Genomic DNA, 13046 nt, shown 5'->3' on the forward strand with positions numbered 1-13046 from the left:
CGTCCACATACCGCCAGATCGGTCGAAGAGATACGGGACCCGGACAGATGAGTGCCCCCTCCGCAGGATCCGCCAACGGCAGCCCGGTGCCGGGCTACTACCCGGATCCCTCCATCCCCGGGTACATCCGCTACTGGAACGGCACCGCCTGGGTGGCGGGCACCAGCCGGCCCGCGCCGGGGCCGGGCGAGCCCGCGCCCGCCCCGCCCGCCGAGACCGGCGGGAACGTTCCGGCCCCGCGCGGCGCCGAACCCGAGTCGGAGGCGCCTGCCGAGGACGAGGACGACAGCGACGAGATCGACCTCGGCCGTGCGAGCAGCGGCTCCTCGGCGCTGCCCGAGGTGCGCCGCCGCGGCGAGGTCGCCGCGCCCGGACCGGACGCGGCGCCGTACGCCGACTGGAACGACCCGCGCCGCCTGCACGGCAACCAGCCGGAGGCCGCCACGGCCTGGCAGGCCGACCCCGGCCGGCAGTCCGGGTTCGGCGCGGACCAGCAGGACCTCTCCTGGGGGGCACCGCAGGAGCCCGCGCAGTCCGCGCAGTCCGCGCACGGCGGCGGGCAGGACCCGCGCGCCGCGTGGGAGGCGCAGGAGCAGACCGGGGGCACGCCGCCTCCGGCCGGGAGCGGAGGCCAAGCGGCGCCCGACCACACCGTGGGCATCCGCATGCCGCGCCCCCAGGAGGAGCAGGGCGCCCGCCCCGCGGCCCAGCCGGAGCACACCGTCGGCCTGCGCCGTTCGGACGTCTTCCAGTACGGCGCCGTCGCGGACGCCGCCCGGCAGGCTGCTCCGGTCGAGGGCCACCCCCCGCAGCAGCATCAGCACCAGCCGCAGCACCCCCAGCACCCCCAGCACCAGGCCCCCGCGTACCAGCAGGTCCAGCAACAGGCCCCGCATGCGCAGCAGCAGGCCCAGCAGGCCCAGCAGGCCCAGCAGGCGTACCAGGCGCCGCACCCGCAGCAGGGTGTCCCGCAGCAGTACGGCAGCCAGGCCCCGCAGACCCAGCACGCCCCGCAGGGTACGGAACGGCCGCCCTGGGAGCAGCAGCCCGGCGTGGCCGCTTCCGGCCAGGACGGCGTCGCGCCCTGGCGGCCCCCGGCGGCCAACCCGTTCGCCGACGCGGTGCAGGAGGCCCGGCCCGCGGGCCTGGGCAAACGGCTCGGCGCACGGATCGTCGACGGGCTGGTGGTCTCCGCCGTGACGGGCGCCGTGGCATTCCCCTTCGTGGGCAAGGCGACCGAGCACATCCAGGACAAGATCGAGGCCACCAACCAGGCCGGCGTCACCCGCACCGTCTGGCTGATCGACGGCACCACCGGCGTCCACCTCGCCGTCGTGCTGGGCGCCTTCCTGCTGTTCGGCCTGCTGTACGAGGCACTGCCCACCGCGAAGTGGGGCCGCACGGCGGGCAAGAAGCTGTTCGGTCTCCAGGTGCTCGACGTCGAAGGGCAGGACACCCCGGGCACGGGGGCGGCGCTGCGGCGCTGGCTGACGTACAGCCTGTTGTCCCTGGTGGTGCTCGGCGTGGTGAACGTGCTGTGGTGCCTCTTCGACCGGCCCTGGCGGCAGTGCTGGCACGACAAGGCGGCGCGCACCTTCGTCGCCGACCGCTGACGCCCGGCGGGCCGGAGGCGTCTGCTGAAGGTGCCGCCGGCGAACGGTCCGCCATCCCTTCGGAGGAGCGCGGTACCCCCGAACGGCCACGCGCCGGATGCGGAGGCGTCCGGTGCGGGGTCGACTCGTGCCATGAGCACGGAGCAGCCGGAGAACGACCCCTTCCGCAAGAGGCCGCAGCCGGACGAGCCGGGGTCCGGCGGTCCGCCCCCCGGTGAGCAGCCGCCCGGCGAACCACCGCCCGACCGGCCGCCCCCGCCGCCACCCGGCGGCCCGTACGCGTCGCCGCAGGGCGCGCCGCCGGGAGCTCCGTACAGCGATCCCTACGGCGGCGGCGCCGACCCCCTCGCCGGCATGCCGCCGCTCGGCTCGCGCGGTAAACGCCTGCTCGCCCGCATCGTCGACGCCCTGATCGTCGGCATCCCGGTCGGCATCGTCACCGGGCTCGTGTCCGGCTTCGACTCCTACGACGACGCGGGTACGCAGTACTGGCAGGGCGGCTTCTACACGCTGGTGTACTTCCTCTACGAGGGTCTGATGCTGACGCGTTCGGGCCAGACGGTCGGGAAGAAGCTGATGAAGATCCGGGTGGCGGTGCTCCAGGACGGTGCGGCGCCGCACGGCACGCCCGGCTGGGTGCGTGCGGCGGTCTACAGCATTCCCGCGCTGGTGCCCTGTCTGGGCTTCCTCTTCTGGCTGATCAACGTTCTGTACTGCACCTGGGACAAGCCCTACCACCAGTGTCTGCACGACAAGGCGGCGAAGACCGTCGTGGTCGTCGCGGACTGACGTGGCGGACTGACGTGGCGGTCGGGCGTCACCGGCGCAGCGAGGCGGGTGTCCGGTAGGCCGGCTCGGAGCGGGCGGCGGTCCGCTCGGGAACGTGAGCGGGAGCGGGGGCCGTACGGGCGGGCACGGAACGGCCCGACGGGGTGCGGGCCGCGGCCGTGCAGGAGACCAGGAGGCCGAGGCTCAGGGCGGCCACGGCGATGACCACGATGCCCGTTCCCGAACGGGTCTGGGAGAGGAGCAGCATGGCGAGGGTCGCGAGAACGACCGTGAGGGCACCGTAGGCGAACTGTGCGGCAGTCGGGCGCGGCATGGCGTGTCCGTCCTGAGGGGAGATCGTGGTCGGGGTCCGTCCGGGCCGCCCGGCGAACGCCCCTTCGGCCCGAAGTGCGTGCCACAGAACGGCTCCTACGGCGAGATGCCCGTCCCGCACCCCGGCGAAGCATGACCTCGGTCACGCCGCGGTGCACGAGGGGCGCACGGGCGCACGGCTGTCCCAGTGTCTCGTCCATGCCAACACAGAGCACAGCAACTTACTGTGCGGTCGATAACGAATCAAGGGCTGTCTTTTTCCGCGATACTCCGGTCGAATACCGTCGTCAAGTCTCAGCGCTTGCAGGGGAGGACACAAGCAAGTGAACAGCAGACGGAGATCCACAAGATCGAGGTCGGCTGCCCTGGTCACCACGGTTGCCGCGCTCGGCGCGGCCGTTCTGATGCCAGCCACATCGGCTCAGGCACAGCCGGAAGCCAACCCGGACGCCCAGAGCAAGCCGGCCAAGGTCGAGGGGCATGAGCACCCGCACAACCTGGACGGTCCGTTCAGCAAGCAGCAGCGCCAGAGCAAGCAGGTCGCCCTGGAGAAGCTGGCCGCCGGGGAGGGCGACAAGGGCAAGGCCGAGACCTTCCAGCGCAACGGCTCCCGGGTCATGAAGCTCGACGACAACAAGTACGTCGAGCTCCAGCGGGAGAAGACCGACAAGATCTTCACCGTGCTCATCGAGTTCGGTGACAAGGTCGACCCGGAGTACGGCGGCGAAGCCGGCCCCGTGCACAACGAGATCGCCGAGCCGGACCGGTCGAAGGACAACTCCACCTACTGGCAGGAGGACTTCGACCAGAAGCACTTCGAGGACATCTACTTCGGCGAGGGCGAAGGCTCCCTGAAGAGCTTCTACGAGAAGCAGTCCTCGGGCCGCTATTCGGTCGAGGGCCAGGTCTCGGACTGGGTCAAGGTCGAGTACAACGAGGCCCGCTACGGCTCCAACTACTGCGGCGACACCACCTGCTCCACGGTGTGGGACGCGATCAAGCACGGCGTGACCGCCTGGGTCGAGGGCCAGAAGGCCTCCGGCAAGACGGACGCCGAGATCGCGGACATGCTCGCCGAGTACGACAAGTGGGACCGTTACGACTTCGACGGTGACGGCAACTTCAACGAGCGTGACGGCTACATCGACCACTTCCAGTGGGTTCACGCCGGTGAGGACGAGTCGGCCGGCGGCGGCGCGCAGGGCGAGAACGCCATCTGGGCCCACCGCTGGTACGCCTACGGTCACGACGTCGGCAGCACCGGCCCCGAGTACAACCAGGCCGGCGGCACCCAGATCGGCGACACCGGCATCTGGGTGGGCGACTACACCGTCCAGCCGGAGAACGGCGGCCTCGGCGTCTTCGCGCACGAGTACGGTCACGACCTCGGTCTGCCGGACCACTACGACACCTCCGGCACCGGCGAGAACTCGGTCGGTTTCTGGTCCCTGATGTCGTCGGGTTCCTGGCTGAACAAGGGCGAGGACTCGATCGGCGACTGGGCAGGCGACCTGAGCGCCTGGGACAAGTTCCAGCTGGGCTGGCTGGACTACGAGACCGCGAAGGCGGCCACGAAGTCCACCCACAAGCTGGGCGTGCACAACTACAACACCAAGAACCCGCAGGCGCTGATCGTCGAACTCCCGGACAAGGAGAAGACGACCACCATCGTGAAGCCCGCCGAGGGCAGCATGCAGTGGTGGAGCGGCAGCGGTGACGACCTGAGCAACACGCTCACCCGCAGTGTCGACCTGACCGGGAAGACCAGCGCTTCGCTGGACTTCAAGGGCTGGTACGACATCGAGGCCAACTACGACTACCTCTACACCGAGGTGTCGACGGACGGCGGCGACAACTGGACGGTGCTGGACGGCACCGTCGACGGCGAGCCGATCCCGCGGGACGGCGGCGACCGTCCGGCGCTGCACGGTCAGTCGGGCGCGTACAAGGACCTCGCGTACTCCCTCGACGCCTTTGCAGGCCAGAAGTTCGACCTTCGCTTCCGTTACCAGACGGACGGCGGCGTGGCCCCCAAGGGCTTCGCGGCCGACGCTCTCAGCATCACCGCCGACGGCGCCGTGGTGTTCGAGGACGGCGCGGAGGACGGCGACAACGGCTGGACGACGGACGGCTTCTCGCGCATCGAGGAGTCCTTCACCAAGTCGTACCCGCAGTTCTACATCGTCGAGAACCGCCAGTACGCCGGCTACGACGAGTCGCTGCGTACCGGCCCGTACAACTTCGGCTGGGCCACCGACAAGCCGGACTGGGTGGAGCGCTACGCCTACCAGCGCGGCATGCTCGTCTGGCTCTGGGACACCTCCCAGAAGGACAACAACGTCGGTCAGCACGCAGGTGAGGGCTTGATCCTCCCCATCGACGCGCACGCCAAGCCGGAGCGCTGGAACGACGACACCCTGATGCGTCCGCGCATCCAGGGCTACGACTCGGCCTTCAGCTGGTACCCGTCGGGCGGCATGGCCCTCCACAACGACGGCGAACGTACGTTCGTCTGGCCGAAGTGGGGCAAGCCGGTCTTCGACGACCACAAGGGTAAGTACTGGTACGAGACCAACCCGGAGTCGAGCGTCAAGGTGCCCGACACCAACACCCGCATCGCCATCGTCAAGCAGCCCTTCAGCGGCAAGACGATGACCGTCCAGGTGGGTCCGTCCACGCGCTGATTTGCATCGTTGCAGGTCAAAACATGATCGGCCGTTGCCCCTGGCGGGCAGCGGCCGATCCGCGCTATAGATGCCTCCTGTAAGCCCATCGGAAGACCACGACCACGGGGGAGAACCTGATCATGGCCGGAGGCGGATTCGTACGGCTGCCGGACGGCAGCGTGATCGTCGCGCTGTCCCTGCCGGTGCCGCGCCCCAGCGGGCTCCCGGCGGCCGCGGGCGCCTGGCCCTGGCGGCAGCGGCCCGCCCCCGTCGAGGAGACCGACGGGCGGCCGCAGCGCTGGTCCGCCCACGCCGACGCGGCGCACACCGTACGGGCGGCGGCCTGGCACCCCGGCGGCGAGGACGAGCCGCGGGTGCGGGTCCTGGTCCACGCGGTCAACCGGGCCAGGGCGCTGACCAGGCTCAGAAACCTCGGCATGCGCGCGGTGTACCTGCGGGGCAACGCGGAGCCGCCGACGCCCGACGAGGTCACCGCCGTCCTGCACCACCCGGACGGCCTCGTCTGGCGCGCCCGGCCCCACGACGACACGGAGTCCTGGCAGCCCATAGCCGCCCTTCTCCGCACCGCCTGACCGTCCCCGCGACCGCCGGGCGGCCCAAGGGCCGTCTCCGCCCCCGGAGGGCCGGAGACGGCCCTCTGGCAGGCCCTCCCGGCCCTCGGGGCGGCCGGACGGTTCCTAGCTGCTCCGCAGGACGGGCGTTCCGGAGAGCTCCACGCCGGCGGCGCGCAGCTCCTGGAGGGCCCGTGTCGTCGATCCCGCGGCCACTCCCGCCGTCAGCTCCAGCAGCACCCGCGTCCGGAACCCCGCCGCCTGCGCGTCCAGCGCCGTCGCCCGGACGCAGTGGTCCGTCGCGATGCCGACCACGTCGACCTCGGTCACGTCCCGCGCCCGCAGCCAGTCGGTGAGCGACGTCCCGTGCTCGTCGGCGCCCTCGAAGCCGCTGTAGGCGGCGGTGTAGTGCCCCTTGTCGAAGACCGCGTCGACCCCGCCGGCCGTGACGGCGGGGGCGAAGTGCGGGTGGAAGCCGACGCCCTCCGTGCCGGCCACGCAGTGCCGCGGCCAGGAGCGCTCGAAGTCCGGGGTCTCCGCGAAGTGGTCCCCCGGCTCGATGTGCATGTCCCGGCTGGCCACCACGTGGCGGTAGCCCGCGGCGGCGTCGCCGACCAGCTCGGTGATGGCGGCGGCGACGTCCCCGCCGCCGGCCACGCCGAGGCTGCCCCCCTCGCAGAAGTCGTTCTGCACGTCCACGACGATCAGTGCCCGGTGCATCAGTGCACCCTCCTCGAAACTCCTCGGCCCTCGAGTCTCCTCGGCCGAAACGGACCCTGCGGTTGCTCAGACGTACTCGGTCGGCAGCACCGGCTCGCCGCGCGACAGCTGCGTGGCGGACATCGGCAGCCCCGCCAGGGCGCGTCGGTGCCGGTCGCGCGCGGCGTCGAGCGGCTCGCGCCCGACCGTCTCGCCGCCGCGCACCAGCGGCACCTGCAGCGTCACGCCGGCCAGTTCCTCCGGGACCGGGCCGGTGCCGATGCGCTCCGCCTCCGCGACGCCGGCCGCGTCGCGCGGCCGGGCCGCCCACTTCGCGCCGCCGATGGAGGTCTTGCCGCCGGTCGACTTCTTCGCCACGGAGCGCATCGGGGCGTCCGGCCCGTCCCCGTCCGCCCGGGCGACCAGCTTGTAGACCATCGAGCTGGTGGGGTGTCCGCTGCCGGTGACCAGGCGGGTGCCGACGCCGTAGCTGTCCACCGGTGCGGCGGCCAGTGAGGCGATGGCGTACTCGTCCAGGTCGCTGGTGACCACGATCCTGGTGTCGGTGGCGCCCAGGTCGTCGAGCTGCTGCCGTACCCGGTGGGCGACCAGCAGCAGGTCGCCGGAGTCGATGCGCACGGCGCCGAGTCCCGGTCCGGCGACCTCCACGGCCGTGCGGACGGCCTCGGCGACGTCGTAGGTGTCGACCAGCAGCGTGGTGCCGCTGCCCAGCGACTTCACCTGCGCGGTGAAGGCGTCCCGCTCGGTGTCGTGCAGCAGCGTGAACGCGTGCGCGCTGGTGCCGACGGTGGGGATGCCGTACCGGAAGCCGGCGGCCAGGTCGGAGGTGGAGGCGAAGCCGCCGAGGTAGGCGGCGCGCGAGGCGGCGACGGCGGCCAGCTCGTGCGCGCGCCGGGCGCCCATTTCGACCAGGGGCCGCCCGCCCGCGGCGACGGCCATGCGGGAGGCCGCGGCGGCGACCGCCGAGTCGTGGTTGAGGATGGAGAGGATCACCGTCTCCAGCAGCACGCACTCCGCGAAGGTGCCCTCCACCCGCATGATCGGCGAGCCGGGAAAGTAGACCTCGCCCTCCGGGTAGCCGTACACGTCGCCCCGGAAGCGGTAGTCCGCGAGCCAGTCGAGGGTGGGGCCGTCGACGACCCCGTGCGAGCGGAGGAAGCGCAGCACCTTCTCCTCGAACCGGAAGTTCTCGATGGCGTCCAGCACCCGCCCGGTGCCGGCGACGACGCCGTAGCGGCGGCCCTCCGGCAGCCGCCGGGTGAAGACCTCGAAGACGGAGCGGCGGTCGGCCGTGCCACCACGCAGCGCGGCCTGAAGCATCGTGAACTCGTACTGGTCGGTGAAGAGCGCCGTGGACGGCACCGGCACCGGCAGTCCCAGATCCCCTGTGTCCATACGATGATGCTACCCCATATCTCGTCAGAGTGACGATATCCGGGGGCGGTGTCGCGCCGCCTCGTCCGGGGAGCCGTTTGCGCGACGGCCCCCGGGGGGTGGCAGCATGGGACACGTGAGCGTCGCACCCACGGAGATCGAACGCCCGGAGTCACGCGAGGCGCCCGTCGAGGTACCCGAGCCGGACGTCCCCTGGGCGACGCTCGTGCACAACGACCCGGTCAACCTGATGAGTTACGTGACCTACGTCTTCCAGAGCTACTTCGGCTACCCCAAGGACAAGGCCAAGAAGCTGATGATGGACGTCCACCACAAGGGCAGGGCCGTCGTCTCGACCGGCAGCCGCGAGGAGATGGAGCGCGACGTGCAGGCCATGCACGGGTACGGCCTGTGGGCCACCCTCACCCAGGACCGCTGATGGCCGGACAGTTCGAGCCCACCGCCGACGGCGGCGCCGCGGTCGCGCTGGACGAGGTGGAGATCTCCATCCTCCGCAGCCTCGCCGTTCAGCTCATGGAACTCGTCGGCCCCGGCGACGAGCCCGCGCAGGGGCGCGACCCGCTCGCCGAACTCTTCGCCGAGGGGCCCAGCGAGCCGCCGACCGACCCCGCGCTCGCGCGGCTCTTCCCCGACGCCTACGGCGACCCCGGAGCCGAACCCGCGAGCGCCGAGGCGGCGACCGAGGCGCGGGCCGCCTCCGCCGAGTTCCGGCGCTACACCGAACTGGACCTGCGGGCGCGCAAGCGGGACGACGCCCTCGCGATGGTCCGCGCCCTGGACGCCCTCACTCCGGAGGGTGACGGCGGCGCCGTGCTGCGCCTCGCCCCGGACGACTCCCGTCAGTGGCTCGGCGCCCTCAACGACCTCCGGCTGGCCATCGGCGCCCGCCTGGAGGTCACCGACGACGAGGACGGCGGCGGCCTCTACACCCTCCCCGACTCCGACCCGCGCAAGCCCATGGTCATGGCCTACCTGTGGCTCGGCGCGCTCCAGGAGACCCTCGTGGAGACGCTGACGGACTGAGCGGCGCGCGCTGCCACGCTGGGTGACCCGAAGTGCCCGATAATCGTGCCACCTACACGATTATCCGACGCATCATGTCCGCTTTGGCATGGTTTATGGCGAGTGTATCCGGCTGTTATGCGCAAGTGTGATGTGTGTCACGCGACGTATGTCGCTCTGCGTGGTAGGAACTCCCCCAACACACGCGAGATTTGCCAGCCCCCGGTGAACTCCGCACGCACGCAGCCCGCACCCCCAGGCGGCCGAAACTGCCAGAGGAATTCCATGGCCAACACTGACTCCTCGTTCCTCGAGTCCGTCGACAAGGCGATCAGCGACTTCACCGAGCCCATAGCCACGTGGATGGCCGAGGTCGTCTTCTACGAGGTCCACCTCTTCGGATACGACTTCCCCTGGATCGTCGCCTGGCTCGTGGTGGCGGGCCTGGTCTTCACCACCTACTTCGGCTTCGCCCAGCTGCGCCACCTGAAGGTGGCGTTCAGGCTCGTACGCGGCAAGTACGAGCAGAAGGACGCACCGGGCGAGGTCAGCCACTTCCAGGCGCTGACCTCCGCGGTGTCCGGCACCGTCGGTCTCGGCAACATCGCCGGTGTCGCCATCGCCGTCACCATCGGTGGCGCCGGCGCCACCTTCTGGATGATCCTCTGCGGTCTCCTCGGCATGGCCACCAAGTTCGTCGAGTGCACCCTCGGTGTGAAGTACCGCGAGATCCACGCCGACGGCACCGTCTCCGGCGGCCCCATGCACTACCTGCGCAAGGGCATGGCCGAGCGCGGCTTCGCCGGCGTCGGCAAGGTGCTCGCCGTCGGCTCCGCCGTCTCGCTGCTGTTCTTCACCTTCTTCGGCGGCAACCTCTTCCAGGTCAACCAGAGCCTCGAGCAGCTCCAGTCGGTCACCGGCAAGGACGACAGCGTCTTCACCAGCTCCGGCGGCGCCTTCTTCTTCGGCCTGCTCATCGCCGCGGTCGTCGCCCTCGTCCTCATCGGCGGCATGAAGTCCATCGGCGCGGTCACCAGCAAGCTGGTCCCGAGCATGGCGATCCTGTACGTGACCGCCTGTGTCATCGTCATCGCCTTCAACATCACCGCCGTCCCGGACGCCTTCGGCGCCATCTTCGAAGGCGCGTTCAGCCCGCAGGGCGTCGTCGGCGGCATCGTCGGCGCGATCATCCAGGGTTTCCGCCGCGCCGCCTTCTCCAACGAGGCCGGCATCGGCTCCGCGCCGATCGCCCACTCCGCGGTGAAGACCAAGCGCCCCGCCACCGAGGGTCTCGTGGCCATGCTCGAGCCCTTCCTGGACACGGTCTTCATCTGCACCATGACGGCCCTGACGATCATCATCGCCCAGCCGCAGAGCTTCCTCGACGCCCGCGAGAAGGCCGCCACCGGTGCCGCTCCCGAGTCCGGCGTCGCCCTGACCTCGGACGCCTTCGAGACGGTCATCCCCTGGTTCCCGTACGTCCTCACCGTCGCGGTGCTGCTGTTCGCCATCTCCACGATCATCACGTGGAGCTACTACGGACTGAAGGCCTGGACCTACCTCTTCGGCCGCAGCCGCGCCAGTGAGCTGATCTACAAGGTCTTCTTCTGCACCATCGTCGTCTCCGGTGCGCTGATGTCCCTCGGCTCGCTGGTCACGATGGCCGACTCGTTCCTCTTCCTGGCCGCCGTGTTCAACATCCTCGGCCTGTACTTCCTGGCCCCGGTCGTCAAGCGCGAGCTGCGCCGGGTCCTGGAGTACGTCCGCCGGCGCGACGCCGGGGAGACCGACGAGCAGATCGAGGCCTCCGAGCCCCGGGACTCCGTCCCCGGCCAGGGCGGCCCCGGGTTCGCCGGCGCCACGTCGGTCTGACCGCCCGCCCGGCACCGCCGGGAGGACGCCCCACCAGGCACAGGCCCGGTGAGCACCCCACGGGGAGCCCACCGGGCCTGTGCTTATGCTGCATCCCATGCTGACCATCACACAGGAGCTGCACGACGCGATCGTGGCCCACGCCCGCGCCGATCACCCCGACGAGGCCTGCGGCGTCGTCGCCGGCCCCGCCGGCTCCGGCCGCCCCGAGCGGTTCATCCCGATGCTGAACGCGGCCCGGTCGCCCACGTTCTACGAGTTCGACTCCACCGACCTGCTCAAGCTCTACCGCGAGATGGACGACCGCGACGAGGAGCCCGTCGTCGTCTACCACTCGCACACCGCCACCGAGGCCTACCCCTCGCGCACCGACATCTCCTACGCCAACGAGCCCGGCGCCCACTACGTGCTGGTCTCCACCGCCGAGTGCGGCAACGACGAGGGCCCGTTCTCCTTCCGCTCCTTCCGCATCGTGGACGGAATCGTGGAAGAGGAGGAGGTCGGCGTCGTCCCCGCCTACGACGCCTGAACCGGCAGGGCGGAGATGAGACGCGAACGTCCGTATGGTGATACCGACATCCGATTCCCGCCCCGGGAATCGCTACGATGAGGCCATGGTTGTCCACGACGTGAGCGCTGAAGAGAAGGGCCCGGGCACGACGCTGCTCGTGGCGCGCCTGCACGTCGACCTGTGCCGCCTCGCCAGCGCCATCTGTTCGCGCTGAGCCCGCGCCCGCGGCACACCGTGCCCCACCCGGGACGGTGCCCGCGCCGACGCGCCCGCCGTACGTGCCGCGTACGGTCCGCACCACCCGCACACACGAACGCACCACGCACGCCACAGCCTGCCCCCTTCCTTCCTCACCAGGAGCATTCATGGCCATCGAGGTCCGTATCCCGACCATCCTGCGCACCTACACCGACGGCGAGAAGACCGTGACCGGAGAGGGCGCCACGCTGGGTGAGCTCTTCACCGACCTCGAGTCGCGTCACGCGGGCATCCAGGGCCGCCTCGTCGACGGCGGCGAACTCCGCCGCTTCGTCAACGTCTACCTCAACGACGAGGACGTCCGCTTCCTCGACGGCATCACCACCACGCTCACCGACGGCGACAACGTCACCATCCTGCCCGCCGTCGCCGGCGGCGCACGCTGATGCGCTACGACTCGCCGCTGGCAGCCGTCGGGAACACCCCCCTCGTACGGCTGCCGCGGCTGTCCCCGTCCCCCGACGTGCGGATCTGGGCCAAGCTGGAAGATCGCAACCCCACCGGCTCGATCAAGGACCGCCCGGCGCTCCACATGATCGAACAGGCCGAGAAGGACGGCCGGCTCACCCCCGGCCGCACCATCCTCGAACCCACCTCCGGCAACACCGGCATCTCCCTCGCCATGGCCGCGAAGCTCAAGGGCTACCGCATCGTCTGCGTCATGCCCGAGAACACCAGCGAGGAACGCCGCCAGCTGCTCGCCATGTGGGGCGCCGAGATCATCTCCTCACCCGCCGCAGGCGGCTCCAACACCGCCGTCCGCGTCGCCAAGGAGATCGCCGCGGAACACCCGGACTGGGTGATGCTCTACCAGTACGGCAACCCCGACAACGCCGGCGCGCACTACGCCGGCACCGGCCCGGAGATCCTCGCCGACCTGCCGTCCGTCACCCACTTCGTCGCCGGCCTCGGCACCACCGGCACCCTCATGGGCGCCGGCCGCTACCTGCGCGAACAGCGGCCCGACATCCGCATCATCGCCGCCGAACCGCGCTACGACGACCTCGTCTACGGCCTCCGCAACCTCGACGAGGGCTTCGTCCCCGAGCTGTACGACGCCGCCGTCCTCACCTCGCGGTTCTCCGTCGGCTCCGAGGACGCCGTCGCCCGCACCCGCGAGCTGCTCTCCCAGGAGGGCATCTTCGCCGGCGTCTCCACCGGCGCCGCCCTGCACGCCGCCCTCGGCGTCGGCCGCAAGGCCGTCCAGGCCGGCGAGAGCGCCGACATCGTCTTCATCGTCGCCGACGGCGGCTGGAAGTACCTGTCCACCGGCGTCTACACCGCCGCATCCACGGACGCCGCCGTCGAAACCCTCCACGGCCAGCTCTGGGCCTGA

General features: G+C 70.9%; 14 protein-coding genes. 11 read left to right on the forward strand and 3 right to left on the reverse strand.

All coding sequences use genetic code 11. The features are described 5' to 3' along the window. Positions 1–47: 47 nt before the first annotated feature. Positions 48–1613, forward strand: a complete 1566-nt coding sequence (locus K304_RS0108985) for an RDD family protein (RefSeq protein WP_027763473.1) — start codon at positions 48–50, stop codon at positions 1611–1613. Between the two features lie 132 nt (positions 1614–1745). Continuing rightward, positions 1746–2402: an RDD family protein gene (locus tag K304_RS0108990; RefSeq protein ID WP_027763474.1), complete on the forward strand. Its 657-nt coding sequence runs from the start codon at positions 1746–1748 to the stop codon at positions 2400–2402. 28 nt (positions 2403–2430) lie between these two features. Here K304_RS0108990 and K304_RS0108995 read toward each other — a convergent pair whose 3' ends face one another. Beyond that, positions 2431–2715: a hypothetical protein gene (locus K304_RS0108995; protein ID WP_027763475.1), complete on the reverse strand. Its 285-nt coding sequence runs from the start codon at positions 2713–2715 to the stop codon at positions 2431–2433. A 403-nt stretch (positions 2716–3118) separates the two neighbouring features. Between K304_RS0108995 and K304_RS0109000 the strand changes: the two genes are divergently transcribed. Continuing rightward, a complete protein-coding gene (locus tag K304_RS0109000) occupies positions 3119–5398 on the forward strand; it encodes an immune inhibitor A domain-containing protein (protein WP_078528813.1) in 2280 nt (759 codons plus the stop codon). A 185-nt stretch (positions 5399–5583) separates the two neighbouring features. Beyond that, complete coding sequence (locus tag K304_RS0109005) at positions 5584–5973, forward strand: hypothetical protein (RefSeq protein ID WP_486591614.1); 390 nt, start codon at positions 5584–5586, stop codon at positions 5971–5973. 105 nt (positions 5974–6078) lie between these two features. Here the strand turns inward: K304_RS0109005 and K304_RS0109010 are convergent, their stop codons facing one another. Further along, on the reverse strand, positions 6079–6672 hold the full coding sequence (locus K304_RS0109010; RefSeq protein WP_027763478.1) for an isochorismatase family protein: 594 nt from the start codon (positions 6670–6672) through the stop codon (positions 6079–6081). Between the two features lie 66 nt (positions 6673–6738). Beyond that, positions 6739–8067, reverse strand: a complete 1329-nt coding sequence (locus tag K304_RS0109015) for a nicotinate phosphoribosyltransferase (protein WP_027763479.1) — start codon at positions 8065–8067, stop codon at positions 6739–6741. Between the two features lie 106 nt (positions 8068–8173). Here K304_RS0109015 and clpS point away from each other — a divergent pair, with 106 nt between their 5' ends. From clpS to K304_RS0109050, 7 genes are all read left to right on the forward strand, one after another. Next, positions 8174–8485 carry an ATP-dependent Clp protease adapter ClpS gene (clpS, locus tag K304_RS0109020; protein WP_027763480.1) on the forward strand — a complete coding sequence of 104 codons (312 nt, stop codon included), beginning with the start codon at positions 8174–8176 and terminating at the stop codon, positions 8483–8485. Next, on the forward strand, positions 8485–9090 hold the full coding sequence (locus tag K304_RS0109025) for a DUF2017 domain-containing protein (protein ID WP_027763481.1): 606 nt from the start codon (positions 8485–8487) through the stop codon (positions 9088–9090). Before clpS ends, K304_RS0109025 begins: the two co-directional genes overlap by 1 nt. Before the next feature lie 264 nt (positions 9091–9354). After that, positions 9355–10941 carry an alanine/glycine:cation symporter family protein gene (locus K304_RS28095; protein ID WP_051308164.1) on the forward strand — a complete coding sequence of 529 codons (1587 nt, stop codon included), beginning with the start codon at positions 9355–9357 and terminating at the stop codon, positions 10939–10941. Positions 10942–11038: 97 nt separating this feature from the next. Next, positions 11039–11470 carry a M67 family metallopeptidase gene (locus tag K304_RS0109035; protein ID WP_027763482.1) on the forward strand — a complete coding sequence of 144 codons (432 nt, stop codon included), beginning with the start codon at positions 11039–11041 and terminating at the stop codon, positions 11468–11470. Between the two features lie 85 nt (positions 11471–11555). Continuing rightward, positions 11556–11666 (forward strand): putative leader peptide, encoded by a 111-nt coding sequence (locus K304_RS33955; protein WP_311671773.1) that lies wholly within the window; start codon positions 11556–11558, stop codon positions 11664–11666. A gap of 151 nt (positions 11667–11817) precedes the next feature. Further along, complete coding sequence (locus K304_RS0109045) at positions 11818–12096, forward strand: MoaD/ThiS family protein (RefSeq protein ID WP_027763483.1); 279 nt, start codon at positions 11818–11820, stop codon at positions 12094–12096. Next, positions 12096–13046, forward strand: a complete 951-nt coding sequence (locus tag K304_RS0109050; RefSeq protein WP_027763484.1) for a cysteine synthase — start codon at positions 12096–12098, stop codon at positions 13044–13046. Before K304_RS0109045 ends, K304_RS0109050 begins: the two co-directional genes overlap by 1 nt.

This window comes from Streptomyces sp. CNS606 (assembly GCF_000426325.1).